Source organism: Nocardioides sp. (genome assembly GCF_044226305.1).
GTDB lineage: Bacteria > Actinomycetota > Actinomycetes > Propionibacteriales > Nocardioidaceae > Nocardioides.
In genome coordinates this window covers 103,674-127,154 of the sequence record NZ_JBGAHF010000008.1, presented here as the reverse complement: position 1 = coordinate 127,154, position 23,481 = coordinate 103,674, and the positions used below count along the sequence as shown (strand labels likewise).

The window sequence follows — 23,481 nt, the reverse complement described above, 5'->3', positions numbered from 1 at the left end:
CACGCCGCTGGTTCAGGCCGCAGTTTCACCATGGTCTGTCGATGAACCTGCACTTCCCACGGCCTGCCCGCCGTGGGAAGTGCCGGTTCACCACGGTCCCGGGGCGAGTTCAGCCGACCGGGGTCGCGGTGACGACGACGTTGCTGAGGTACTGCTCGCCGTCCCAGTCCTCACAGGTCACGATGACCAGGCGGCCGGGGACCTGCTGGCTGAACAGCCGGGTCGCGTCGTCGGCGATCCGGCCCTTGTCGTAGACGTGGACCTGCCGGACGACGTAGGTGATCCGGCCGCGGTCGGTGCGGACGACGACCCGGTCCCCCCGTCGGGCGTCCTCGAGGTCGTCCAGGGCCCCGCCGCCCGTGTGGACCGTGTGGCCGGCCACCAGCGCGCTGCCGCGTGCGGCACCGGGCCGCGCCCCGTCCGCCCACCAGCCCAGGGTCGTCGGGTCGCCCGGCGGCACCAGCGTGCGCCCCGGTGCTCGCACCGGTACGACGGGTGCCGACACCCCCAGCGCCGGGATGCTCAGCTGCTCCGGGTCGCCGGGCTCGGGGCGCGTCCGGGGTGGCTCGGCCGGGGCGGAGGCCGGGTCGCTCGCCCCGGTCGCCGGGGCCGCGGACCCGGTGGTCGAGGCCGCAGACCCGGGTGTCGGACCGTTGCTGCTGTTCGCCGACGGCGACCACCAGGCGAACGCCCCGGCGGCGGCGAGCGTCAGGCCCGCCGCCGCCAGCGCGACGTCGCGTCGGTCAGGCACGAGACGATCGACGGGCGATCGCGATTCCGGCGACCACCAGTCCGGCGGCCACCAGCGTGAGGGGCAGCGGCGACCGCGCCCAGTCCGGCAGGGCGCCGTCCTCGCCCGCGTCGACCGAGGTCGGGACGGCGGCGGTGGAGCCGGACGTCGAGCCCGGCGAAGCCGCGTCGGTGGGCGAGGAGCCCGCAGGCGTCGTGACGGCGTGCGAGCCGGTGCCGGTGGAGGACGACGAGCCGCCCCCCGAGCCACCCGAACCGCCCGAGCCGCCCGAGCCACCCGAGCCGCCGGGTCCGCCGGGGGTGTCCGGGGTGTCGGACCCGCCGGCCTCGCACGGCTGGACCCAGAACACCTTCGTCTTGGTGTCGTTGCCGAGCGAGTGCGGCGTGGCCACGGTGAGCTTGACGTGGTAGCCCTGCTTCGGGTGCGGCTCCGCTCCGCTGAACGTCAGCGTGTAGGCCTGGCGACCGTCCAGGTCGGTCCCACCACCGGCGGGGTCGCCGCCGACGAAGACCGACCCCGGCGAGGTGCCGCCGATGGTGGCGTCCGAGGTCGGCGCCTGGGCGGTGAAGGTGACGGTCGAGACGACGTCGTCCCCCTCGTCGTACCCGAACCACTCGACGTCGAAGGTGCAGCCCGGGTGCGGGTTGTTGCTGGGGTGCCCGACGGCGTCCCCGGGGCCGGCGATCTTCACGGTCCCGTTGTTGCCGTTCGGGTCGTCCGACCCATGGCCACCGCCCTGGCCCTGGTGGCCGTGGCTGTCGCCCTGGCCCTGGTGGCCGTGGCCGTCGCCCTGGCCCTGGTGGCCGTGGCTGCCGCCCTGGCCCTGGTGGCCGTGGCTGCCGCCCTGGCCCTGGTGGCCGTGGCTGGCACCCGGGCCCTGGTGGCCGTGGCTGCCGCCCTGGCCCTGGTGGCCGTGGCTGCCGTCCTGGCCCTGGTGCCCGTGACTACCGTCCTGGCCCTGGTGCTGGCCGTGGTCCTGGTGGTCCTTGCCCGGGTCGGCGACGGCGCTGCCGACCAGGGCCCCGCAGGACAGCGAGGCGAGCGTGGCGGCCGAGGCCAGGGCGAGGACAGGCGTGATCCTCCGAGATGTGCGCATGCTGACTCCGTCGTCCGGGTCGCCGCGGCGACCGCTGATGATTCCCCACATCCGACGAGCCCGTCGGGCGTGCTTGAGTAGTTGCCGGTCTGGACCGGTCCGAACCCTGGTCCAGACCGCTGAGGGATCACACGTGACCCGGTCGGGTCCCGCTCGTTGTCATGCCTCGGTGCTGCGCGAGGTCGTGCGAGTGGCCCTGCGGCTCGGTCGCAGCAGGGTCGGTCACGGCCCGAGGGGCGCCTTGAGCGAGCAGCGGACGGCGTACCGCTCCCCCGCCACGTCGACCTCGAACGCGCTCCGCGCGAGCCAGTCCGTCGTCACCGGTCCGTCGTTGCGGAGGTAGCCGAGGCCGACGGCGGCGCCCACGGTCGCACCCCACGCGGCACTGGTGACCTGTCCGGCCGGCTCGCCGTCACGCAGGAGCAGCTCGCCTCCCCACAGCATCGGCTCGGGCGACTCGACGACGAGGGACACGAAGCGCCGCCGCGGTCCCCCCGCGGCCAGCGTGGCACGGTGGGCGGCGAGCGCGGACCGGCCGAGGAAGTCCTTGGTCCCGGACAGCGCCGTGGCGAACACCAGGCCGGCCTCGACCGGGCCGTAGTCGGGCGTCAGCTCGCGCCCGAACGCGCGGTAGCCCTTCTCGAGGCGCAGGGACTCGATCGTCCAGTAGCCAGCGTCACGCGCGCCGGCCGAGGAGATGGCGTCGTACGCCGCCACCGCGTGCTCGACCGGGACGAGCAGCTCCCAGCCCAGCTCGCCGACGTAGGTCATCCGGGTCGCGCGGAGCCGCACGCCGGCCACGGTCACCTCCCGGCTCGTGGCGAACGGGAAGCCCTCGTCGGACCAGTCGTCGTCCGAGAGCCCCTCCAGCAGTGACCGCGAGCGGGGTCCCATCACCCCGAGCACGGCGTACCGCTCGGTGACGTCCTCGGCGGGCACGCCGTGCCGGGCCAGCCAGTCGAGGTCGCGCACGGTGGTCGCCGAGCTCGAGACCAGCAGGAACGAGTCGACGCCGGTCCGGGTGACCGTGAGGTCGGCCTCGTAGGTGCCGCGGTCGTTGAGGAACGGCGTGTAGACGCACCGCCCGACCTCGACGTCGACGTCGGCGGCGCAGACCCACTGCAGGCCGGCCAGGGCGTGCGGCCCGGCCACCTCGTACTTCGAGAACGACGTCTGGTCGAAGACCGCGACGTCGGTCCGGGTGGCCAGCTGCTCCTCGACCGAGTACGGCAGCCAGGACGGCTTGCCCCAGGAGTAGTCGACCGCGGGCGCGAAGACGTTCGGACGCTCCCAGCCCATCCGGGTGCCGAAGACCGCACCGGCCGCGGTCAGGCGCTCGTGCAACGGCGAGGTGCGTTGCGGACGGGCCGACTCGAGCTCGCGGTTCGGCCAGGGCAGCGCGTAGTGCAGGCCGAGCACCTCCGCGACCCGGGCGCGCAGCCACTGGTTGTCGCCGTGGAACGGGGCGAACCGGCGCACGTCGACGGCGACCAGGTCGTCCTGCGGCTCCCCCGCCACGATCCACTCCGCGAGCGCCCGACCGGCGCCGCCGGCCGACGCGATGCCCACGGAGTTGAAGCCGGCACCGACGAAGTAGCCGCGCAGGCCGGGCGCCTCGCCGAGCAGGAACTGGTTGTCGGGGGTGAAGGACTCCGGCCCGTTGTAGAACTTCCGGATGCCGGTCTCCTCGAGGGCCGGGATCCGCAGTAGTGCTTCGTCCATCAGCATCGAGAAGTGGTCCCAGTCCTCCTCCAGGAGCTGGAACTCGAACGGGTACGGGAGGTCGTCCGGCGAGCGCCACGGCTTCGCCTCGGGCTCGAACCCGCCGACCACCAGGCCGCCGGTCTCCTCCTTGAAGTAGGTCCAGCCGTCCGGGTCCCGCATGATCGGCAGGTCGGGGTGGGTGCCCGGCACCGACTCGGTCACGACGTAGAAGTGCTCGGCCGAGTGGAGCGGGACGGTCACGCCGACCAAGTCTCCCAGCGCCTTCGCCCACTGGCCGGCGCAGTTGACGACGACCTCGGTCTCGACGCTCTGGTGTCCGCCGGCGTGGGCGGTGCGGACCCCGGTCACCCGTCCGGCCTCGACCTCGAAGCCCGTGACGCGCACCCGCTCGACGATCCGGACACCCCGCTGGCGGGCACCACGCGCCAACGACTGGGTGACGTCGGCGGGGTTGACCTTGCCGTCGCCGGGCAGCCAGATCGCCCCGAGCAGGTCGTCGACCCGCATCGGCGGCCACAGCTCCTGGGCCTGCTCGGGCGACACCAGCTCGCACGGCAGGTCGTAGGCGACCGCGTTGGCCGCGGTGCGCCGCAGCTGCACCATCCGTTCCTCGGTGCGGGCGACGACGAGGCCGCCGACGTTCCGGTAGCCCGTCGCCAGTCCGGTCTCCGCCTCGAGGGCGTCGTAGAGCTCGGCGGAGTACTGCACGAGCCGGGTGCCGCTCTCGGAGGCACGCAGCGGGCCGACCAGGCCGGCCGCGTGCCAGGTGGTCCCGCACGACAGCGTCCCCTGCTCCAGGAGCAGCACGTCGGTCCAGCCGAGCTTCGCCAGGTGGTAGGCGACCGACGTGCCGACGATGCCGCCGCCGACCACCACCACCCGGGCCCGGGTCGGCAGGTCAGCCACCCGTCGCCACCTCCTCCAGCAGCCGCGGGAGGTCCGGGCCGCGGAACGTGGCGACCGCCTTCTCGTAGCGCTCCATGCCCCATCCGTGGAAGTCGTAGTCGATCGGGCTCGCGGCGGCCTGGATGAAGCCCCACAGCGACCAGCCGTACTCGCTGCAGAGCATCTGCAGGCGCACCCGGGCGAGGTCGGCCCGGGTCGGCCGGCCGAAGTAGCACTCGACGTAGGCCTCGACCTGCTCCGGGTTCAGGCCGCACTCGGTGGCGGTGTTGCCGAGCTCGAAGCACGGGTCGTTGTTGCCGGAGTACTCGTAGTCGATGAGCCAGACCCGCCCCTGCCCGTGCCAGGTGGCGTCGTCGATGAAGTTGCCGGCGAGCAGGTCGTTGTTGCAGGGCACCGTCGGTCGTGGCGCCACGGCAAGCGCCCGGCGCACGTCGGCCCAGGCGGCCGCGTGGTCGTCGTACCCGTCCGGCAGGGCGTAGCCGCGCTCCCGCACCGTCCGCAGGTAGGCCGCCTGCCGGCTGAACATGTCGAAGTCGCCGGCGAACCGCGGTCCCGCGTGCAGCCGGCGGCAGGCGTCCGCCGCCCGGGCCAGGACCGCCGGGTCGGCGAAGGACTCGTCGACCAGCGCCCGCCCCTGCAGGTAGGTGATCACCAGCATCGCCAGGTCGGGGCGGTACTCCACGACCTCCGCCCCCACGCCCGCCTCGGCCGCAGCCGCGGTGTTGTGGGCCTCGTTGTCACGGTCGATACCGAGGAGGCCGGCGTCGCCCTGCGACCATCGCACGACGAGGTCGCGCCCGTCGTCGGTGGTCACGTGGAAGTTGGTGTTGGTCAGGCCACCGGGCAGCTCGCGGACACGCCAGGACCGCCCCGCCAGGCAGGCGAGGCGGTCCAGCGGCGGTGTCGTCACCCGGGAGCGCGCGGGTCAGTCGTCGAACGCGTCGACGACCGCCTGGTCGATCGTCTGGACCGGGCCGGTGAACCAGTTCTTCGCCGACACCGCCCACCAGATCCAGAGGACGACCAGCACGCCGACGGTCATGATCGGCGCGTAGTTGACGCTCGCCCAGGTGAACTCGTCGGTCCAGGGAGCGCCGTACGGCGAGGTCGGGAGCATCAGCATGATGCCGACGAAGAGGATCTCGATCACCGCGATCGGGTTCATCCACTTGTACTTCTTGCCGTTGTTCCAGCTGCCCACCTGGAAGCTGTCTCCGTGCCGCCAACGCAGGTAGATCGGGATCGCGAACGAGAAGTACAGGCCGATCACGGACACCGAGACGACGGCGTAGAACGCGGTCGGGATGCCGTTGACGGACTTCAGCGCCGGCAGCGTGATGAGGCCGCCGATGACCGCCGCGCAGAGGACCGCGTTGACCGGGGTCTTGCGCGCGTTGACCTTCGACCACATCCGCGAGCCGGGGACCGCGCGGTCGCGGCTGAAGGCGAACATCATCCGTGACGTCGAGGTCAGGCAGGCCGTGGCGCAGAAGAGCTGGGCGGAGGCCGAGATGAAGAGCAGCGTGCCCGCCCAGCTCGAGCCCAGGGAGGCGTCGAACACGTAGGCGACGCCGCCGGCCGGGATGCTGGCGTAGTCGGGCTGGCCGTCGACCTGCGGGATCGCGAAGGTGACCGCGAGGAGCAGGACGTAGCCGCCGACCGCCGAGTAGAAGATCGACCGCCACAGCCCCTGGGCGGCGGACTTCGCCGCACCCTGGGTCTCCTCGGAGAGGTGGACCGAGGCGTCGAACCCGGTGATCGTGTACTGGGTCAGGATGAATCCGAACGGGATGATGACGAAGAAGAAGGCCAGGGAGCTGGTCGACCCTCCGTCCCAGCCCGAGCCGTTGTAGGTGTCGGTATACACCTGGGACAGGCTCAGGTGGTCCTCGGGCACGAAGATCAGCACCCCGATCAGCACGGCAGCGCCGACGACGTGCCACCACACGGAGACGTTGTTGAGCAGCGCCAGCAGGTGGCTGGAGAAGATGTTGATCAGGGTGATCAGGACCAGGATGACCACGAAGTAGACGAAGATCCGGTTCAGCGAGAAGGTGTCGTACCAGCCCCACTCCAGGAACGTCAGCTCGAAGAACGTGGCACAGCCGTAGGCCACCGACGCGGTCACCGCGATCAGGCCGATGAGGTTCAGCCAGCCGGTGAAGAACCCGGCCCGTGCGCCGCCGAGCTTGGACGACCAGTAGTAGATCCCGCCCGAGGTCGGCATCGAGGACACGAGCTCGGACATCGTGAAGCCGATGATGAGGATGAACACCGAGATGATCGGCCAGGACCACGAGATCGAGATCGGTCCGCCGTTCGCGATGCCCGCGCCGTACGTCGTCAGACAGCCGGCGAGGATCGAGATGATCGAGAAGGAGATGGCGAAGTTGGAGAAGCCGGACCAGCTGCGGCTGAGCTCCTGCTTGTACCCGAGACGGGCGAGGTGCTGCTCGTCCTCGCTGAGGTGGGGGTGAGGAGCCGAGGCCGGCTCGTACGCTTCGGGCATGCGAAACACCTTCCGGGGGCGGTTCGTGCGAATGTGAACCGGACGGTAGACCCGGCGCGATCTGGGTGTAAAGAGATCCGTGTGAAAATGGTATGAACTCAGACCAATCGGCCATTGACACCCTGCGGCCGCGACCCGAAGGTTGAGCCCGTGACCGCCTCCCCCGACCAGCGTCTGCCGGAAGCGGTGCTGCGGCCGGTGCGGGGCCACCACGCGTTCGAGGCGTGCGTGGAGCAGCTCGCGACCGCGATCCGGCTCGGGGTCTACCCGCTCGGCAGTGCCCTGCCCAGCGAGCGCGAGCTAGCCGCTCGGCTCGCGGTCTCGCGGGCCACGCTGCGCGAGGCGATGGCGGCGCTGCGCGAGGCCGGACTGGTCGAGACCACTCGCGGTCGCGGCGGTGGCACCGTCGTCACCCTCAAGCCGCGCACCCCCGGCGGGCGCGCCGCCGCCCGCGTCAGCCCGGCCCAGCGCCAGGACTGGCTCGACGCGCTGGACTTCCGCCGGGTGGTCGAGCCGGGAGCGGCCTACCTGGCGGCGGGCACCGCACCGACCGGCGTACGCCGGGAGCAGCTCGAGCAGGCGCTCGCCGACGTGGCTGCGGCCCGCAAGCCGGCCCAGCACCGGCAGGCCGACTCCCGGCTGCACCTGACGGTGGCCTCGCTGGCCGAGTCGCGGCGCGTCATCGAGGCGGTGACCGAGGTGCAGGCCACGCTCCACGAGATGCTGCTCGCGATCCCGGTGCTCGGCACCAACATCGCCCACTCCGACCGCCAGCACGCCGCCCTGGTCAGGGCGGTGCTGGCCGGGGACGCCGGGCGGGCGCGCTCGGTCATGGAGGAACACTGCGACGACACGGCCGCGCTGCTGCGCGGCCTCATCGGATAGTCCTGGGAACGGAGCCCGCATGACCGACCTGCGCAACGACCGGCACCTCTCGATGCAGCACCTGCTCGACCGGATCGGGCAGGGCAGCATCGACACCGTCGTCGTCGCCTTCACCGACATGCAGGGGCGCCTCCAGGGCAAGCGGCTGCACGGCCAGTACTTCGCCAAGGTCGCCGTGCCGCACGGCACGGAGGGCTGCAACTACCTGCTCGCCGTGGACGTCGACATGAACACCGTCGACGGCTACTCCATCTCGTCGTGGGACCGCGGGTACGGCGACATGGAGTTCGTGCTGGACGAGCGGACGATCCGGGTGCTGAGCCACCTCCCGGCGACCGCGATGGTCCAGTGCGACCTGGTGTGGCCCGACCACACCCCCGTCGTCCAGTCGCCCCGCTCGATCCTGCAGGCACAGCTCGACAAGGTCGCCGCCGCCGGTTGGCAGGCGCTGGCCGGCACCGAGCTCGAGTTCATCGCCTTCGACACGACCTACGAAGCGGCGCACGAGCAGCGCTACCACGACCTCACGCCGGTCAACCAGTACAACGTCGACTACTCGATCCTGGGCACCACCCGGGTCGAGCCGCTCCTGCGGGCGATCCGGAACACCATGTACGACGCCGGCCTCGACGTCGAGGGCGCGAAGGGCGAGTGCAACTTCGGCCAGCACGAGGTCGGCTTCCTCTACGCGGACGCGCTGACCACGGCCGACAACCACGCCGTCTACAAGACGGTCGCGAAGGAGATCGCCGCCCAGCAGGGCAAGGCCATCACCTTCATGGCGAAGTACGACCAGCGCGAGGGCAGCTCCTGCCACATCCACCTCTCGCTGCGCGGCACGGACGGCGAGCTGGTGTTCTGGAAGGACGGCGCCCGCACCCCGCTCTACGACCACTTCATCGCCGGCGTCCTCGCCACGATGGCCGACTTCACGCTGTTCTTCGCGCCGAACGTCAACTCCTACAAGCGGTTCGCGGACGGCTCGTTCGCCCCGACCACGATCGCGTGGGGGTTGGACAACCGCACCTGCGCCGTACGCCTCGTGGGCAAGGGGGCGGGCGCCCGGATGGAGAACCGGCTGCCCGGCGCCGACACGAACCCGTACCTCGCGCTGGCGGCGATGATCGCCGGTGGTCTGTACGGGATCGAGCACGAGCTCCCCCTCGAGGACGAGCTGGTCGGCAACGCCTACACGTCGGACCACCCGAAGGTCCCGACCACCCTGGCGGCGGCGCGCGAGGCGTTCGCCACGTCCGCGATCGCCCGGGAGACCCTGGGCGACGACGTCGTGGACCACTACACCAACATGGCCGACGTCGAGCTGGCCGCGTTCAACGCCGCCGTGACCGACTGGGAGCTGTTCCGTGGATTCGAGAGGCTGTAGGTGACCGCACCGTGACGACGACCCCCGTGACGCACCTGGTGATCAACCCCGCGACGGGGACCCCGGTGACCGAGCTGCCGCTGGCCTCGCTGGCCGACGCGGACGCCGCGATCGAGGCCGCGCACGCGGCGTTCCCGGCCTGGCGCGCCCTGCCGCCGGGCGAGCGGGCGGCCCTGCTGCGCCGGTTCGCCGCGGTCGTGGACGCCCACGTCGAGGAGCTCGCCGAGCTCGAGGTCCGCAACGCCGGCCACACCTGGGGCAACGCCCGCTGGGAGGCCGGCAACGTCCGGGACTGCCTCAACTACTACGCCGGGGCTCCCGAGCGCCTCTTCGGCCGCCAGATCCCGGTGGCCGGCGGGGTGGACGTCACCTTCCACGAGCCGCTCGGCGTGGTCGGCGTGATCGTGCCGTGGAACTTCCCCATGCCGATCGCCGGCTGGGGCTTCGCCCCGGCCCTGGCGGCCGGCAACACCGTCGTCCTCAAGCCGGCCGAGCTCACCCCGCTGACGGCGATCCGGCTCGGCGAGCTGGCGCTCGAGGCCGGCCTCCCCGAGCACGTCCTGACGATCGTGGCGGGCAAGGGCTCGGTCGTGGGCGAGCGGTTCGTGACGCACCCGCTGGTCCAGAAGGTCTGCTTCACCGGCTCGACCGAGGTCGGCAAGCGGATCATGGCCGGCTGCGCCGAGCAGGTGAAGAAGGTGACCCTCGAGCTGGGCGGCAAGAGCTCCAACATCGTCTTCGCCGACGCGGACATCGACGCCGCGGCGGCGAGCGCGCCGTACGCCGTCTTCGACAACGCCGGCCAGGACTGCTGTGCCCGCTCCCGGATCCTGGTGGAGCGGTCGGCGTACGACGAGTTCCTCACCAAGCTCGAGCCCGCGGTGCGCGGGCTGCGGGTGCTCGACCCCAGCGACGAGTCCAGCGAGATGGGGCCGCTGATCTCCGCGCAGCAGAAGGAGTCCGTGACCGGCTACCTCGACGAGGTCGAGGTCGCCTTCGCCGGCTCCGCCCCCGGCGGCGACGGCTTCTGGGTGCCGCCCTCGGTGGTCACCGTCGACGACCCGGCCACCCGGATCTGGCGCGAGGAGGTGTTCGGCCCGGTGGTCGCGGTGATGCCGTTCGACGACGAGGCGGACGCGGTCGCCAAGGCCAACGACACCGAGTACGGCCTGTCCGGCTCCATCTTCACCTCCGACCTCGGCCGCGGGCTGCGGGTCGCCCGGGCCGTCGAGGCGGGCAACCTCAGCGTGAACTCGCACTCGTCGGTGCGCTACTGGACGCCGTTCGGCGGCTACAAGCAGTCCGGACTCGGCCGGGAGCTCGGCCCGGACGCCCCGATGGCGTTCACCGAGGAGAAGAACGTCTTCTTCGCCCATTGACCGGTCGGTTTCCCCGGCTGGCCGGGGAAACCCTCACTTGTCGGCCGAAGCAACACCCGACAAGTGCAGGGAAAAGCCATCCAGTACTCCAGCAGAGAGGGTTGACCCATGGCAGGACGCATCCAGGACCGGGTCGCGGTCGTGACCGGAGGCTGCTCGGGCATCGGCCTGGCGACGGTGCAGCGGTTCGTCGAGGAGGGCGCGAAGGTCGTCATCGGCGACATCGACGACCAGCGCGGGCACCAGCTCGTCGGCCAGCTCGGCGGGGAGTCGGTGGCCACCTACGTGCACGTCGACGTCACCGACAAGGAGCAGGTCGACGCGCTCTTCCGGACCGCGAAGGACACCTACGGGTCGGTCGACATCGCGTTCAACAACGCCGGCATCAGCCCGCCCGAGGACGACTCGATCCTCGACACCGACCTCGACGCCTGGCGCAAGGTGCAGGAGGTCAACCTGACCAGCGTGTACCTGTGCTGCAAGGCGGCCCTGCCCTACATGATCGAGCAGGGCCGCGGGTCGATCATCAACACCGCGTCGTTCGTGGCCGTGATGGGGGCCGCGACGTCGCAGATCTCCTACTCGGCCTCCAAGGGCGGGGTGCTGTCGATGACCCGCGAGCTCGGCGTGCAGTTCGCGCGCCAGGGCGTCCGGGTGAACGCCCTGTGCCCGGGCCCGGTCAACACCCCGCTCCTCCAGGAGCTGTTCGCCAAGGACGCCGAGCGCGCGGCCCGTCGCCTCGTGCACGTCCCGATGGGACGCTTCGGAGAGCCCGAGGAGATGGCCTCGGCGGTGCTGTTCCTGGCCTCCGACGACTCCTCGTTCATGACCGCCAGCACCTTCCTGGTGGACGGCGGCATCTCCGGGGCGTACGTCACGCCGCTGTGAGCCGGCCGTCATGAGCACCCCGCTGATCGGGCTCACCACCTACCGCGAGGACGCGGCGTGGGGGGTGTGGCACCAGCGTGCCGACCTGCTGCCGACCCAGTACGCCGCGGCCGTCGAGGCGACCGGCGGCGTCCCGGTGCTGCTGCCGGTCGGCCGTCCGGAGTCGGCGGCGGTCGTGGTCGCCCGGCTCGACGGGCTGGTCGTCAGCGGCGGTGCGGACGTCGACCCGACGCGCTACGACCAGGAGGCGCACCCCCGCACGGCGGGGTGGCGGCCCGACCGGGACGCCTGGGAGACCGCCCTGCTCGACGCCGCGGACGCCGCGGGGCTGCCGGTGCTCGGCGTGTGCCGCGGCATGCAGGTGATGGCCGTGCACGCGGGCGGCGTGCTCGACCAGCACGTCCCGGACCTCGTCGACCACGAGCAGCACTCCCCCGGCGGCGACGAGTTCGGCACGGTCGCCGTCTCGACCGTCCCCGGCACCCGGCTGGCCGGGCTGGTCGGCGACGAGCTGTCCGTGAGCTGCCACCACCACCAGTCGGTGCGCACCCACCCGGGCTTCACGGCCGTGGCCCACGCCGCTGACGGCACCCTCGAGGCCATGGAGGCGCCCGGAGAGCGGTTCTGCGTCGGCGTGCAGTGGCACCCCGAGACCGCGGCGGACGTCGGGCTCCTCGCCGGGCTGGTGGAGGCGGCCGCGGCCCGCGCCGCGGCGCGATGAGGGTCGCGACGCTCGTCAGCGCCCACCGCTGCCTCACCCGCCCGGACATCGAGGCGGCGATCGCCCTCGGCGCCGACTACGTCGAGATCGACGTGCAGCGCACCGCGGACGGCTCCCTGGTGCTGCACCACGACCCCGTCGACGTACCCGGTCCGGAGCTGCTCCGTTACGACGAGGCGCTCGGCCTGATCGCCGGACGCGCCCGGGTCCACCTGGACCTGAAGTTCCACGGCGGCGAGGTCGAGGCCGTCGCGATCGCCGTCGAACGGCTCGGGACCGACCACCTGCTCGTGGCCACGGGGTACGACGACGGGGTCCGCTCGGTCCGCGACTGGGCCGACGCCGGGGGCCACCACCTGCTGGTCGGGCTGTCCCTGGGGCGCGGCGTCCCGGGGTTCGCGCTCTGGCAGCTGGTGAAGGTGCGCACCTCGGAGATCTGGCCCGAGCTCCGCTACGACGACTCGCGCGCCAACGTCGCCGTCGCCCACCACTGGCTGGCGCGGATCCGGGTCGCGCGCTTCGCCCGTCGGCACCGGCTCCCGCTGCTGGTGTGGACCGTCGACACGCCGCGGTCGCTGGCGTACTGGATGCGACCCGGTCGCGCCTGGATGGTGACGACCAACGAGCCCGCGCTGGCCCTGCGCCTGCGGGCTGACAGACTTCCGCCATGACCAGTGGTGCCTTCGACGAGCTCGTCCCGGACGTCCTGGGCGAGCCCTACCTGGCCGAGACCATCACCCTGCCGCCGGACCAGGAGGGCCCGGTCGTCACCACCCTCGTCGTCCGCCGCGCCGCCCGGCCCACCGGCCGCGCCGTCCTGCACGTGCACGGGTTCTGCGACTACTTCTTCCACACCGAGTACGCCGAGTGGTGGACCGAGCGCGGCTACGACTTCTACGCGGTCGACCTGCGCAAGTACGGCCGGTCGCTGCGGCCGCACCAGACGCCGAACTTCGTCACCGACCTGCGCGAGCACTTCCCGGACATCGACGCCGCCCTGCACCGCGTCGCCGAGCGCGACGGCCACGACCACGTCGTCGTGAGCGCCCACTCGACCGGCGGCCTGATCGCCTCGCTGTGGGCCAACGAGCGCCGTCCCGCGATCGCCGGCCTGGTGCTCAACTCCCCGTGGCTCGACATGCAGGGCGGCCCGTTGGTGCGCAGCGTCGGCACCTCGGTCGTCAAGCGGGTCGGCGCGCGGACGCCGACCCGGGTCCTCCCCCGCACCGTCGAGGGCCACTACGGGCGCAGCCTGCACGTGGAGCACGACGGCGAGTGGATGTTCAACACCGACTGGAAGCCGCTCGACTCGTTCCCCGTCACCTTCGGCTGGCTGCGCGCGATCCGCCTCGGGCACGAGGAGCTGCAGGGGGGCCTCGAGGTCGGCTGCCCGGTGCTCGTCCTCTCCTCCGCCGGCACCCGCTGGCCGCGGGAGATGGGCGAGGACGCCCATGGCTACGACATCGTGCTCGAGGTGCCGCAGATCCGGCGGTGGGCCACGGCGATCGGCAGCCACGTCACCTACGTCGCGATCGACGGCGCCCGCCACGACGTCGTGCTCTCCCGCAAGGAGCCGCGCGAGAAGGCGTACACCGAGATCGAGCGCTGGCACGCCACCTACGTCCTCCAGCCGTGATCGCGGGCCGACCCGAAGCCCGACGCGGGCGCGGGCGGACGACGCATGATGGTCACATGTCTCGGACCCTCGTCACGGCCGCGCTCGCCGCAGCGCTCCCGCTCGCGCTCACGGTCCCGGCCCACGCCGACGTGCTGCGCGGTCCGGAGCCGGTCGGGGACGAGATCGTCTGGCAGGTCGACGCGGACGACCCGGTCTGTGGCGAGCCGACCCCGGTGCCCGGCCCCGACGCCGCGACCGGGCACGACGTCACCGGCCTCTCGGTGCGGCACAAGCCGCACCTGGTCTCCGTGACGGTGCGCTACGCAGGAGCCGCGGACGCACGCAGCGTCGACCTGCACCTCCGCACGCCGGGCCGCCGGTGGTTCGTCGACGTGACACCCGGCGGCGACGGGCCCGCCGCCGAGCTGATGCCGGAGATCACCTACTCGCAGGTCCCCGTCGACGTCGATGACGACGGCACGCCGGACTGCCAGGCCTGGTACGGCGGCATCGGCTACGCACCGTGCCCCACGCCGCTCGGCGCGCGCGTGTCGGACGACGGCCGGGCGCTCACCGTGCTGGTCCCGCGTCGGTGCCTCGGCGAGCCCCGCTGGGTCCAGGCCGGCGGTGGGTCGTTCGGGCGGGTCGGCGACCTGGCGGTGGTCGACCACTGGGACCCGACCCACCCCGACGACCCGGCCGACCTCCCGTCGTACGACCCGAACGTGCACTTGTACGGCGCCCGCGTGCTCGCCGGACCAGGTGCCCGGGTCGCTCAGAAGGGCTCGCCGTCGAACCGCTCCCGGGTGGCGAGCTCGGAGACCGGGACCCGACGCAGCTTCGTGATCACGCGGACCGGCCTCCCCAGCGGGACGACGGCGGCGACGGCGTACTGATCGGGGATCCCGAGCAGCTCGCGGACGGCCGGCTCCTGCGCGACCGCCATCGTCGTGATGGTGCCCCCCAGGCCCTCGTTGCGGGCGCCCAGCAGCACGTTCCAGACCAGGGGGTAGACCGACGCGCCGGAGACGAGGCCGACCCGGTCGAGGTCCTGGTCCATGGCGGCGACGACCCCCAGGTCCACGCAGAAGACCAGGACCGCGGCGGCCGTCAGGACCGGCCGGGTGAACTGCTCCGGGACCTCGGTCGCCGCGATCTCCTCGGCCGAGGGAGCGGGCGGCTCGAGCGGGTTCCACGGGCTCTGGCCGGCCTTGATCTGGGCGACGTAGCGACGCACCGCGGGCTGGTTGAGCTCGGCGAGCCGCTCCCGCGTCCCCTGGTCGCGGACCACCACGACATGGGTGCCCTGCCGGTTGCCACCGCTCGGCGCGAACCGGGCGTGGTCGAGGATGCGGTGCAGGGTCTCGTCCGGCACCGGATCGTCCGTGAACTCGCGGACGGCGGGGGTCGTGCGCATGACGTCGTACAGATCCATGCCCCGAGCCTGTCACGGGGACGCTAGGTTGCTCGCCATGAACCCTGTGATCGGACTGTCCCTCGGCCGGATCGCGGTCGGGGCGGTGGCCCTGGCCAGCCCCGAGACCGCCGCCCGCATGTTCCAGCTCGACCCGGTGTCGAACCCGCAGGTCCCCTACGTGGCGCGCATCTTCGGCTCCCGCGAGGTGGCCCTCGGCCTGGTCACGCTGGTCGCACGCGGCCGCGCGCAGAAGGGCCTGATCGGCGTCGGCATCCTCGTCGACGCCGCGGACGCCGCCACCGGCTACCTCGCGATGCAGGACGGGACCGTCTCCCGCAAGACCGCAATGACCCTCATCGGGCCGGCGGTCGGCGCCATCGGCGCCGGGCTCGTCGGGATGGTCCGCCGGGGCTGAGGCGCGGCGGTCACATCAGCGGGAAGAACGGGACGACCGCCAGCTCCTCGGTGACGCCGTCGGCGAAGAGCACCCACAGCTCCGGCTCGTCCTCGAGGTGGTCGGCCTCCTCCTGGAGGTGCAGGAGCGCGTCGACCAGGCTGTCGTGCTCGTCGAGCTCGACGCCCTCGAGGACGCAGGCCCACGTCTCGTCGACGCCCTGGGTGATCTGCATCCGCAAGCTCATGGTGTCGACGGTCCCCCGGGGTGCAGGTGCACCGTAGGGACCAAGGTCCCCCGGACGCGGGCACCAACGACACGAGCTGACTGGTGCATCCGGGCGCCCGAGGGACCCTAGCGCTCAGCCGAGCAGGAACACGCCGAGCGCGACGAGACCGACGACGACGATCGTCACCCGCAGAGCCGTGCTCGGCAGCCGCCGGCCCACGGTCGCGCCGAGCTGCCCGCCGATCACCGAGCCGACGCCGATCAGCAGCACGATCCACCAGTCGACGTCCGCGACGAGCGCGAAGATCAGGCCCGCGACGGCGTTGACGATCGCGGCCAGCACGTTCTTCACGGCGTTGAGCCGCTGGAGCGACTCGTCGATGCCGGTGCCCATCACCGCCATCAGCAGCACGCCCTGGGCGGCACCGAAGTAGCCGCCGTACACGCCGGTCAGCAGGACCCCCGGCCACACCCACCAGGTGCCGTGGTGCGGCATCCCGCCGAACGCCTCGTGGCGGCGCGCGACCCACGCCGAGATGCGTGGCTGGAGGACGACGAGCACCAGGCCGAGGACGATGAGCACGGGCACGATCGCCTCGAACGCGCCCGCGGGCAGGACGAGCAGCAGGACCGCGCCGAGGGTGCCGCCGATCAGCGAGCCGACGCCGAGCCGCAGCACCCGCGACCGCTGCCCGGCCAGCTCGCGGCGGTAGCCGACGGCGCCGGAGACGGAGCCGGGGACCAGGCCGATCGTGTTCGACACGTTGGCGGTCACCGGCGGGATGCCGAACGCCAGCAGGGTCGGGAACGTGATCAGCGTTCCCGACCCCACCACGGTGTTGATGGTGCCGGCCGCGACCCCGGCGAGCAGGATCGCGACGACCTCGAACGGACTCACGTCGCGGGGGGCACCTCACCCGGGTCGATCGACGGGTCCGTCGCGGTCGGCTGCGTGGTCGGCGGCGTCGTCGGCGGCGCGGCCGGCGGCGTCGACGGGTCGGCCGGTGCGGCGCGGCCGGAGCGGCCCGGGTTCGCGGCGTTCTCCGCCTCCTTGATCGCGGCCTCCACGGCGGCGTTGGTCTCGTTCAGCGTGGTGTCCGTCTTGGGCAGCTCGGGCTCGGTGGGTCCCATGTCGACGCGCTTGAGCGGACCGGCCACGTCCTGCGGGATGCCCTGGAGGCTGTTCATCGTCGAGCCGAGGCCCTCGAGCGCCTTGCCGATCTCGCTGGGCACGATCCAGACCTTGTTGGCGTCGCCCTCGGCGATCTTGGGCATCATCTGGAGGTACTGGTAGGCAAGCAGCGACTGGTCGGGCTGGCCGTCGTGGATGGCCTGGAAGACGGTCTGGATGGCCTGCCCCTCGCCCTGGGCGCGGAGGATCTGGGACTCACGGTCGGCCTGGGCGCGCAGGATCTGCGACTCCCGGTCGCCCTCGGCGTTGAGGATCGAGGACTGCTTCGCACCCTCGGCGGTGAGGATCGCGGCCTGGCGCTGGCCCTCGGCGGTGAGGATGACCGCGCGCTTCTCGCGGTCGGCGCGCATCTGCTTCTCCATCGAGTCCTTGATCGAGGGCGGCGGGTCGATGCCCTTGAGCTCGACCCGGTTGACCCGGATGCCCCACTTGCCGGTGGCCTCGTCGAGGACCCCGCGCAGCCCGGAGTTGATCTGGTCGCGGCTGGTCAGCGTCTCCTCGAGGTCCATGCCGCCGACGATGTTGCGCAGCGTGGTCATCGTGAGCTGCTCGATCGCCTGGATGTAGTTGGCGATCTCGTAGGTCGCCGCGATCGGGTCGGTGACCTGAAAGTAGATGACCGTGTCGATCGAGACCACGAGGTTGTCCTCGGTGATCACCGGCTGCGGCGGGAAGCTGACGACCTGCTCGCGCAGGTCGATGATGTAGCGCACCTTGTCGACGAACGGCACCACGATGTTGAGGCCGGCCGGCAGGGTCTTGAGGTACTTGCCGAAGCGCTCGACCACGCCGGCGCGCGCCTGCGGGATGATCCGCACCGTCTTGGCCAGCAGCACCACGACGAAGATCAGCAGCAGCAGGAGCACGATCAGGATCGCGAGGGGCACGGGACTCTCCTTCACAGGGTCACTCGCCGAGCTCGGCGACCGGGTGGACGTACGCCGTGGCGCCGCGGATCTCGAAGACCTCCACGGTCGACCCCGGCTCGATGGTGACGTTCTCGTCGTAGGGGGCCGCGGACCAGGTCTCGCCGGCGAGCTTGATCTGGCCGACCGCGAGGCCGGTGATCCGCTGCGTCACGACGCCGCGCTGCCCCACCAGCTTGGTGTGGCCGAGCCGGAGCTCGGGCCCCTGGTGCAGCTTGGAGACGAGGCCGGGACGGACCAGCGCGAGCATCGCGATCGAGGCGATGCCGGCGACCAGGACCTGGGCGACGACGGCGGCTCCGAGGGCGGCGCTGACCCCTCCGGCCAGCGCGCCGACCGCGAGCATGATGAGGACCAGGTCCAGGCTGACGAGCTCGGCGGCGCCGAGCACGGCCGCGATGCCGAGCCACGCGACCCACGCGTGCTCACTCAGCCAGTCCATGTCTCCGACCCTATCCTCAGCGCCTCAACTCCCGACCGGACACGCGGCCTCAGCGGTGCCTGGTCCGGCGACGGGCGCTCCACCGGCCGTCCTCGTGGCCCAGCACCAGCGGCATCCCGAACGTCGCCGCCAGGTGCTCCTCGGTGATCACCTCGTCGATCGGGCCGGAGGCGACCACCCCACCGCCACGCAGCAGGAGCGCGTGGGTGAAGCCGGGCGGGATCTCCTCCACGTGGTGCGAGACGAGCACGGTCGCCGGCGACCCCGGGTCGGCGGCGAGCACCGAGAGCGTCGAGACGAGGTCCTCGCGGCCGCCGAGGTCGAGACCGGCCGCCGGCTCGTCGAGCAGCAGCAGCTCGGGGTCGGCCATCAGCGCCCGGGCGATCTGGACCCGCTTGCGCTCGCCCTCGCTCAGGGTCCCGAACGTGCGGTCGACCAGGTGGGCGGCACCGACCTCGGTGAGCAGCTGCCCGGCGCGGTCGTGGTCGAGGTCGTCGTACGCCTCGCGCCAGCGGCCGACCACGCCGTACGAGGCGGACACGACGACGTCGTGCACCCGCTCGTGCCGCGGGATCCGCTCGGCGAGCGCCGCGCTCGTGAGCCCGATCCGGGGACGCAGCTCGAAGACGTCGACGGTGCCGAGCACCTCGTCCAGGATCCCGGCGACGCCCTCGGTGGGGTGGATCTGCGCGGACGCGACCTGCAGGAGGGTGGTCTTGCCGGCGCCGTTCGGGCCGAGGACGACCCAGCGGTCCTCCTCCTCGACCCGCCAGGACACCCGGTCCAGCAGCGTCGCCCCTCCGCGCCGGATGGTCACCTCGGCGAAGTCGAGAACGGCGGTCATGGGCCTCACCCTATAGAGACACCCCGCGCCGTCCCGCAGCCCGTTCACGCGTATCCTCGGCCGCCGTGACGCACCTGCTCCCCGCCTCCGCCCGGCTCGCCTGGTGGGCCACCGGCTGGCTCCGTGGGTACGTCGTCACCGACCTCGTCATCGACGCCGTGATCGCCGACGACGCGACGCACGTGGTCGCCGGGCTGCCCGACGCGGACGGCACCGCGACCCTCGTCGAGGGGCTGGGCGCACTGCGCCGGCTGGGCGCGACCGGCTTCGGCGCGGCCTTCCCCGCCGAGGGCGACCCGGTCGGCCTGGGCGGGCCGCGGACCTTCAACACCGACGCCCTCGACGCCGGCGAGGCGGTCGTCGTCGCCGGCACCGGTCTCGGGCTGGTGCCGCAGCGCACGGGCGCCGCCGTCGTCTGGACGGCGCAGCCGGCGGACCGCCGCCAGCTGCCGGACGTCGGCGAGGCGGACCGCGGCCTGCGCCGGGCGCTGGTCGAGACCGCCGACGCCCTGGCCGCGCTCGAGGTCGCCCGCTGGCGGCCCGAGGTGGCGGACCGGCTGATGGACCTCCGGCACCGGGAGCCGGTCGCCGCGCCCGACGGCGTGCCGGCCCGCTGCGTGGAGCTCGCCGCCCGCGGGCTCCAGGCCACGGGCATCGTCGGGCTGGCCCTGGAGGACGACGGCGCTGCCGTCACGGCCGAGGAGGCGCGGCGACGGCGGGACGCGCTGGTGCCCCTGGACCGGGCCGGACGGGCCGCCCTGACCGCGGCCTGCTCGCCCGAGGTGTGGCCGCCCGACTGAGCCGGGCGGCGCCGCGGGATAGCCTCCCGGGTGTCATGACTGCCGCCAAGCCCGAGACCCTGCTCATCACGCTGACCGGCCGGGACCGTCCGGGCGTGACCTCGTCGGTCTTCTCGGCGCTCGCCGGCGCCGGTGTGGAGGTGCTCGACATCGAGCAGATCGTGCTGCGCGGCCGGCTGATCCTCGGCGTGCTGGTGACGGCGCCGCGCAACCTGCGCCGGGTGACCGAGGCGGTGCAGTCGACCGCCGCCGAGCTGGGCATGAGCGTGGACCTCGAGACCGGAGCCGGCGACAACCGGTCGCGCGCGTCGGGCCGCTCCCACGTCACCGTGATCGGTGCTCCGCTGCGGGCCGCCGCGATGGGGGCGGTGGCCGGCCGGATCGCCGACGCCGGCGCGAACATCGACCGGATCGAGCGGATGGCGCGCTACCCGGTCACCGCCATCGACCTGCACGTCAGCGGTGTCGACACCGAGGCGCTGCGGACGGTGCTCGCCGCCGAGGCCGCCCGCCAGTCGATCGACATCGCCGTCCAGCCCGCGAACCTGCTCCGGCGCGGCACTCGCCTGATCGTCATGGACGTCGACTCGACGCTGATCCAGGGCGAGGTGATCGAGATGATCGCCGCGCACGCCGGGTGCGAGGCCGAGGTGGCCGCGGTGACCGAGGCCGCCATGCGCGGCGAGATGGACTTCGAGGAGTCGCTGCGGGCCCGGGTCGCGCTGCTCGAGGGGGTGCCGGAGTCCGCGCTCGACGAGGTGTACGACGCCATCGAGCTCGCCCCCGGCGCGCGCACGATGGTGCGCACGCTGCGCCGCCTCGGCTACCGGTTCGCGATCGTCTCCGGTGGGTTCACCCGGATCACCGACCGGCTCGCCGCGGACCTCGGCATCCACTTCTCGCGCGCCAACGAGCTCGAGGTCGTCGACGGGCTCCTCACCGGCCGGATCGTCGGACCGGTCGTCGACCGCGCCGGCAAGGCGGCCGCGCTGCGCGAGTTCGCCGCGGAGATCGGGGTGCCCGAGGCCGCGGTGATCGCCATCGGCGACGGTGCGAACGACCTCGACATGCTCAACGCGGCCGGCCTCGGCATCGCCTACAACGCCAAGCCGGTCCTGCGCGACGCCGCCGACACCGCCGTCAACGTCCCGTACCTCGACACGATCGTCTACCTGCTCGGGATCTCCCGCGAGGAGATCGTGGCGGCCGACGCCGAGGCCGGCATCGTCACCCCCGCTCCCCCGGTCTGACCCCCAGGACGCCGAGTCGGCGTCAGCCGCGACCGACGTGGTAGCCGACCAGGCGGGCGCTGCCCTCGGTGAGACCGCTCCACGGGCCGTCGACGGCGAAGACCGCGAGCGCCGAGGTCGGGAAGCCGGAGAGCAGCTCGCGCTCGAGCTCGGCGGGCGCCGTACCGTCGCCGAGGAGCTGCGCCAGGTAGGCCATCGTCGGGTTGTGACCGATCATCACCAGCCGGCGCACGTCGTCGTCGACGCGGGTGACCAGGTCGACCGCGGTCGCGGGCTCCGCGGTGTAGAGGCCCCGGTCCAGGTCCGGGTCGACGTCCCAGCCGGCCGACTCCGCGACGGTCGTCCAGGTCTCCCGGGTCCGCAGGGCGGCCGAGACGAGCGCGTGGTCCGCGACGAACCCCTGGCCCGCGAGCCAGCTGCCCGCCTCGCGGGCGTCGGTGTGCCCACGGTCGGCCAGGGCGCGGTCGAAGTCGGTCGGCCCGACCTGCTCGGCCTTGGCGTGCCGCATGACGACGAGGAGACGTGCCGGGTTCTCAGCCAGGTCCACCCGCACACTCTGGCACGGCGACGGTCGTCAGGCACCCATCGCGTGGAAGCCGCCGTCGACGTGCACGATCTCGCCGCTGGTGGCCGGGAAGAAGTCCGACAGCAGCGCACAGACCGCCTTCGCCGTCGGCTCCTGGTCGGTGTTGTCCCAGCCCAGGGGCGCCCGGGTGCTCCACATCGCCTCGAGGTCCTCGAACCCCGGGATCGCCTTCGCCGCGAGCGTCTTCAGGGGCCCGGCGGAGACCAGGTTGACCCGGATGCCCTCCGGGCCGAGGTCGCGGGCGAGGTAGCGCGCGCAGGACTCCAGCCCGGCCTTCGCCACGCCCATCCAGTCGTACGCCGGCCACGCGACGGTCGCGTCGAAGGTGAGCCCCACGACGGAGCCCCCGTCGGCCATCAGCGGGCGGCAGGCCTGGGTCAGGGACATCAGGGAGTACGCCGACACCTGCACGGCCTGCGCCACGTCCGGCCACGGGCCGGTGAGGAACTTGCCGCCGAGCAGCGTCTCCGGGTTGCCGTAGGCGATCGAGTGCACGACGCCGTCGAGGCCGTCGACGTGCTCACGCACCTGCGCCTCCAGCCCGGCGAGGTGGTCGTCGTCGGTGACGTCGAGCTCGAGGACCGGCGGCTCGACCGGCAGCCGTCGCGCGATCCTGCGGGTGATGCCGAGCGCGCGGCCGAAGTTCGAGATCAGGACGGTCGCGCCCTGCTCCTGCGCGACCTTCGCGGTCGCGAAGCCGATGGAGCTGTCCATCGTCACGCCCGCGACGAGGATGCGCTTGCCCTCCAGGATGCCTGCCATCGTCAGTGCCCCATTCCGAGTCCACCGTCGACCGGGATGACGGCCCCGGTGACGTACGCCGCGCCGGGGCCGGTCAGCCACAGCACTGTCTGTGCGATCTCCTCCGGTGAGCCGTACCGGCCCAGCGGGACCTGCGTCCTGATCGCGTCCTTCTGCTCGTCGGACAGCACCGCGGTCATGTCGGTCTCGATGAACCCCGGCGCGACGACGTTCGCCGTGATCGACCGGGAGCCCAGCTCGCGGGCGATCGAGCGGGCCATGCCGACCAGGCCGGCCTTCGACGCGGCGTAGTTGACCTGGCCGGCCGACCCGAGAAGGCCGACCACCGACGAGATGAACACGATCCGGCCGCGGCGCATCCGCAGCATGCCCTTCGAGGCGCGCTTGGCGAGCCGGAACGAGCCGGTCAGGTTGGTGTCCAGCACCGTGGACCAGTCGTCCTCCGACATCCGCAGCATCAGGGTGTCGGCCGTGACGCCGGCGTTGGCGACCAGCACCTCGACCGGGCCGTGGGCCTCCTCGATGGTCGCGAAGGCCGCCTCGACCTGGCCGGGGTCGGTGATGTCGCAGCGCACGTCGAGCGTGCCCATCGGGGCACCGCCGCTGCGCGTCGTGACCGCCACCCGGTCGCCGTTCGCCGCGAAGGCCTCGGCGATCGCGCGCCCGATGCCACGGTTGCCACCGGTCACCAGGACCGACCTGGACTCCTGCGTCTCGCTCACGTCACGTGACGCTAGCGACTACCCGTCGGTAGACCGAATGGGGCCGGGTCGGTCGG

Annotated in this window: 24 protein-coding genes; 10 read left to right on the top strand and 14 right to left on the bottom strand. The window is 72.6% G+C overall.

Going from position 1 to position 23,481, the window contains the following annotated elements:
- Positions 1 to 109: 109 nt before the first annotated feature.
- The 5 genes from ACILQ5_RS10580 to ACILQ5_RS10560 form a co-directional block, all read right to left on the bottom strand.
- Positions 110 to 751 (bottom strand): sortase domain-bontaining protein, encoded by a 642-nt coding sequence (locus ACILQ5_RS10580; protein ID WP_395657961.1) that lies wholly within the window; start codon positions 749 to 751, stop codon positions 110 to 112.
- Positions 744 to 1,847: a hypothetical protein gene (locus ACILQ5_RS10575; protein WP_395657960.1), complete on the bottom strand. Its 1,104-nt coding sequence runs from the start codon at positions 1,845 to 1,847 to the stop codon at positions 744 to 746. The genes ACILQ5_RS10580 and ACILQ5_RS10575 overlap by 8 nt, the downstream gene beginning before the upstream one ends.
- A 222-nt stretch (positions 1,848 to 2,069) precedes the next feature.
- Entirely contained in the window at positions 2,070 to 4,478 is a 2,409-nt protein-coding gene (locus tag ACILQ5_RS10570; protein ID WP_395657959.1) for an FAD-dependent oxidoreductase, read from the bottom strand.
- Positions 4,471 to 5,388, bottom strand: coding sequence for a phosphotransferase (locus tag ACILQ5_RS10565; RefSeq protein ID WP_395657958.1), 918 nt, complete (start codon positions 5,386 to 5,388; stop codon positions 4,471 to 4,473). Before ACILQ5_RS10565 ends, ACILQ5_RS10570 begins: the two co-directional genes overlap by 8 nt.
- 15 nt (positions 5,389 to 5,403) lie before the next feature.
- Positions 5,404 to 6,987, bottom strand: coding sequence for an amino acid permease (locus tag ACILQ5_RS10560; RefSeq protein ID WP_395657957.1), 1,584 nt, complete (start codon positions 6,985 to 6,987; stop codon positions 5,404 to 5,406).
- A 150-nt stretch (positions 6,988 to 7,137) separates the two neighbouring features.
- Between ACILQ5_RS10560 and ACILQ5_RS10555 the strand changes: the two genes are divergently transcribed.
- The 7 genes from ACILQ5_RS10555 (at position 7,138) to ACILQ5_RS10525 (ending at position 13,880) form a co-directional block, all read left to right on the top strand.
- On the top strand, positions 7,138 to 7,872 hold the full coding sequence (locus ACILQ5_RS10555; RefSeq protein WP_395657956.1) for a FadR/GntR family transcriptional regulator: 735 nt from the start codon (positions 7,138 to 7,140) through the stop codon (positions 7,870 to 7,872).
- 19 nt (positions 7,873 to 7,891) lie between these two features.
- Positions 7,892 to 9,256, top strand: a complete 1,365-nt coding sequence (locus tag ACILQ5_RS10550; protein ID WP_395657955.1) for a glutamine synthetase family protein — start codon at positions 7,892 to 7,894, stop codon at positions 9,254 to 9,256.
- 11 nt (positions 9,257 to 9,267) lie between these two features.
- Positions 9,268 to 10,635, top strand: coding sequence for an aldehyde dehydrogenase family protein (locus tag ACILQ5_RS10545; RefSeq protein ID WP_395657954.1), 1,368 nt, complete (start codon positions 9,268 to 9,270; stop codon positions 10,633 to 10,635).
- Between the two features lie 108 nt (positions 10,636 to 10,743).
- Positions 10,744 to 11,523, top strand: a complete 780-nt coding sequence (locus tag ACILQ5_RS10540) for a 3-oxoacyl-ACP reductase (RefSeq protein WP_395657953.1) — start codon at positions 10,744 to 10,746, stop codon at positions 11,521 to 11,523.
- A 10-nt stretch (positions 11,524 to 11,533) separates the two neighbouring features.
- Positions 11,534 to 12,244, top strand: coding sequence for a gamma-glutamyl-gamma-aminobutyrate hydrolase family protein (locus ACILQ5_RS10535; protein ID WP_395657952.1), 711 nt, complete (start codon positions 11,534 to 11,536; stop codon positions 12,242 to 12,244).
- Positions 12,241 to 12,915: a glycerophosphodiester phosphodiesterase gene (locus ACILQ5_RS10530; protein WP_395657951.1), complete on the top strand. Its 675-nt coding sequence runs from the start codon at positions 12,241 to 12,243 to the stop codon at positions 12,913 to 12,915. The genes ACILQ5_RS10535 and ACILQ5_RS10530 overlap by 4 nt, the downstream gene beginning before the upstream one ends.
- Positions 12,912 to 13,880, top strand: a complete 969-nt coding sequence (locus ACILQ5_RS10525; protein ID WP_395657950.1) for an alpha/beta hydrolase — start codon at positions 12,912 to 12,914, stop codon at positions 13,878 to 13,880. The genes ACILQ5_RS10530 and ACILQ5_RS10525 overlap by 4 nt, the downstream gene beginning before the upstream one ends.
- Before the next feature lie 757 nt (positions 13,881 to 14,637).
- Here ACILQ5_RS10525 and ACILQ5_RS10520 read toward each other — a convergent pair.
- Positions 14,638 to 15,297, bottom strand: coding sequence for a nitroreductase family protein (locus ACILQ5_RS10520; protein WP_395657949.1), 660 nt, complete (start codon positions 15,295 to 15,297; stop codon positions 14,638 to 14,640).
- A gap of 37 nt (positions 15,298 to 15,334) precedes the next feature.
- Here ACILQ5_RS10520 and ACILQ5_RS10515 point away from each other — a divergent pair, with 37 nt between their 5' ends.
- On the top strand, positions 15,335 to 15,694 hold the full coding sequence (locus tag ACILQ5_RS10515; protein WP_395657948.1) for a DUF4267 domain-containing protein: 360 nt from the start codon (positions 15,335 to 15,337) through the stop codon (positions 15,692 to 15,694).
- Between the two features lie 10 nt (positions 15,695 to 15,704).
- Here the strand turns inward: ACILQ5_RS10515 and ACILQ5_RS10510 are convergent, their stop codons facing one another.
- From ACILQ5_RS10510 to ACILQ5_RS10490, 5 genes are all read right to left on the bottom strand, one after another.
- Complete coding sequence (locus ACILQ5_RS10510; protein ID WP_395657947.1) at positions 15,705 to 15,920, bottom strand: hypothetical protein; 216 nt, start codon at positions 15,918 to 15,920, stop codon at positions 15,705 to 15,707.
- 114 nt (positions 15,921 to 16,034) lie between these two features.
- The gene (locus ACILQ5_RS10505) at positions 16,035 to 16,799 is read right to left on the bottom strand and encodes a sulfite exporter TauE/SafE family protein (RefSeq protein WP_395657946.1); all 765 of its coding nucleotides are present in this window, start codon (positions 16,797 to 16,799) and stop codon (positions 16,035 to 16,037) included.
- On the bottom strand, positions 16,796 to 17,980 hold the full coding sequence (locus tag ACILQ5_RS10500) for an SPFH domain-containing protein (RefSeq protein WP_395657945.1): 1,185 nt from the start codon (positions 17,978 to 17,980) through the stop codon (positions 16,796 to 16,798). Before ACILQ5_RS10500 ends, ACILQ5_RS10505 begins: the two co-directional genes overlap by 4 nt.
- A gap of 19 nt (positions 17,981 to 17,999) precedes the next feature.
- Entirely contained in the window at positions 18,000 to 18,461 is a 462-nt protein-coding gene (locus tag ACILQ5_RS10495; protein WP_395657944.1) for an NfeD family protein, read from the bottom strand.
- A 49-nt stretch (positions 18,462 to 18,510) separates the two neighbouring features.
- The gene (locus ACILQ5_RS10490; protein ID WP_395657943.1) at positions 18,511 to 19,305 is read right to left on the bottom strand and encodes an ABC transporter ATP-binding protein; all 795 of its coding nucleotides are present in this window, start codon (positions 19,303 to 19,305) and stop codon (positions 18,511 to 18,513) included.
- Positions 19,306 to 19,370: 65 nt separating this feature from the next.
- Between ACILQ5_RS10490 and ACILQ5_RS10485 the strand changes: the two genes are divergently transcribed.
- Both ACILQ5_RS10485 and serB read left to right on the top strand, forming a co-directional pair.
- Positions 19,371 to 20,105: a hypothetical protein gene (locus ACILQ5_RS10485; RefSeq protein ID WP_395657942.1), complete on the top strand. Its 735-nt coding sequence runs from the start codon at positions 19,371 to 19,373 to the stop codon at positions 20,103 to 20,105.
- 35 nt (positions 20,106 to 20,140) lie between these two features.
- Positions 20,141 to 21,355: a phosphoserine phosphatase SerB gene (gene serB, locus ACILQ5_RS10480; RefSeq protein WP_395657941.1), complete on the top strand. Its 1,215-nt coding sequence runs from the start codon at positions 20,141 to 20,143 to the stop codon at positions 21,353 to 21,355.
- A gap of 22 nt (positions 21,356 to 21,377) precedes the next feature.
- On the opposite strand, the gene ACILQ5_RS10475 is transcribed toward serB, so the two are convergent.
- Genes ACILQ5_RS10475 through ACILQ5_RS10465 form a run of 3 tightly spaced genes read right to left on the bottom strand, consistent with a single transcriptional unit; the run spans position 21,378 to position 23,425 of the window.
- Positions 21,378 to 21,902 carry a SixA phosphatase family protein gene (locus tag ACILQ5_RS10475; protein WP_395657940.1) on the bottom strand — a complete coding sequence of 175 codons (525 nt, stop codon included), beginning with the start codon at positions 21,900 to 21,902 and terminating at the stop codon, positions 21,378 to 21,380.
- Between the two features lie 27 nt (positions 21,903 to 21,929).
- Positions 21,930 to 22,703, bottom strand: a complete 774-nt coding sequence (fabI, locus tag ACILQ5_RS10470; RefSeq protein WP_395657939.1) for an enoyl-ACP reductase FabI — start codon at positions 22,701 to 22,703, stop codon at positions 21,930 to 21,932.
- A gap of 2 nt (positions 22,704 to 22,705) precedes the next feature.
- Positions 22,706 to 23,425, bottom strand: coding sequence for a beta-ketoacyl-ACP reductase (locus ACILQ5_RS10465; protein ID WP_395657938.1), 720 nt, complete (start codon positions 23,423 to 23,425; stop codon positions 22,706 to 22,708).
- Between the last annotated feature and the right edge of the window lie 56 nt (positions 23,426 to 23,481).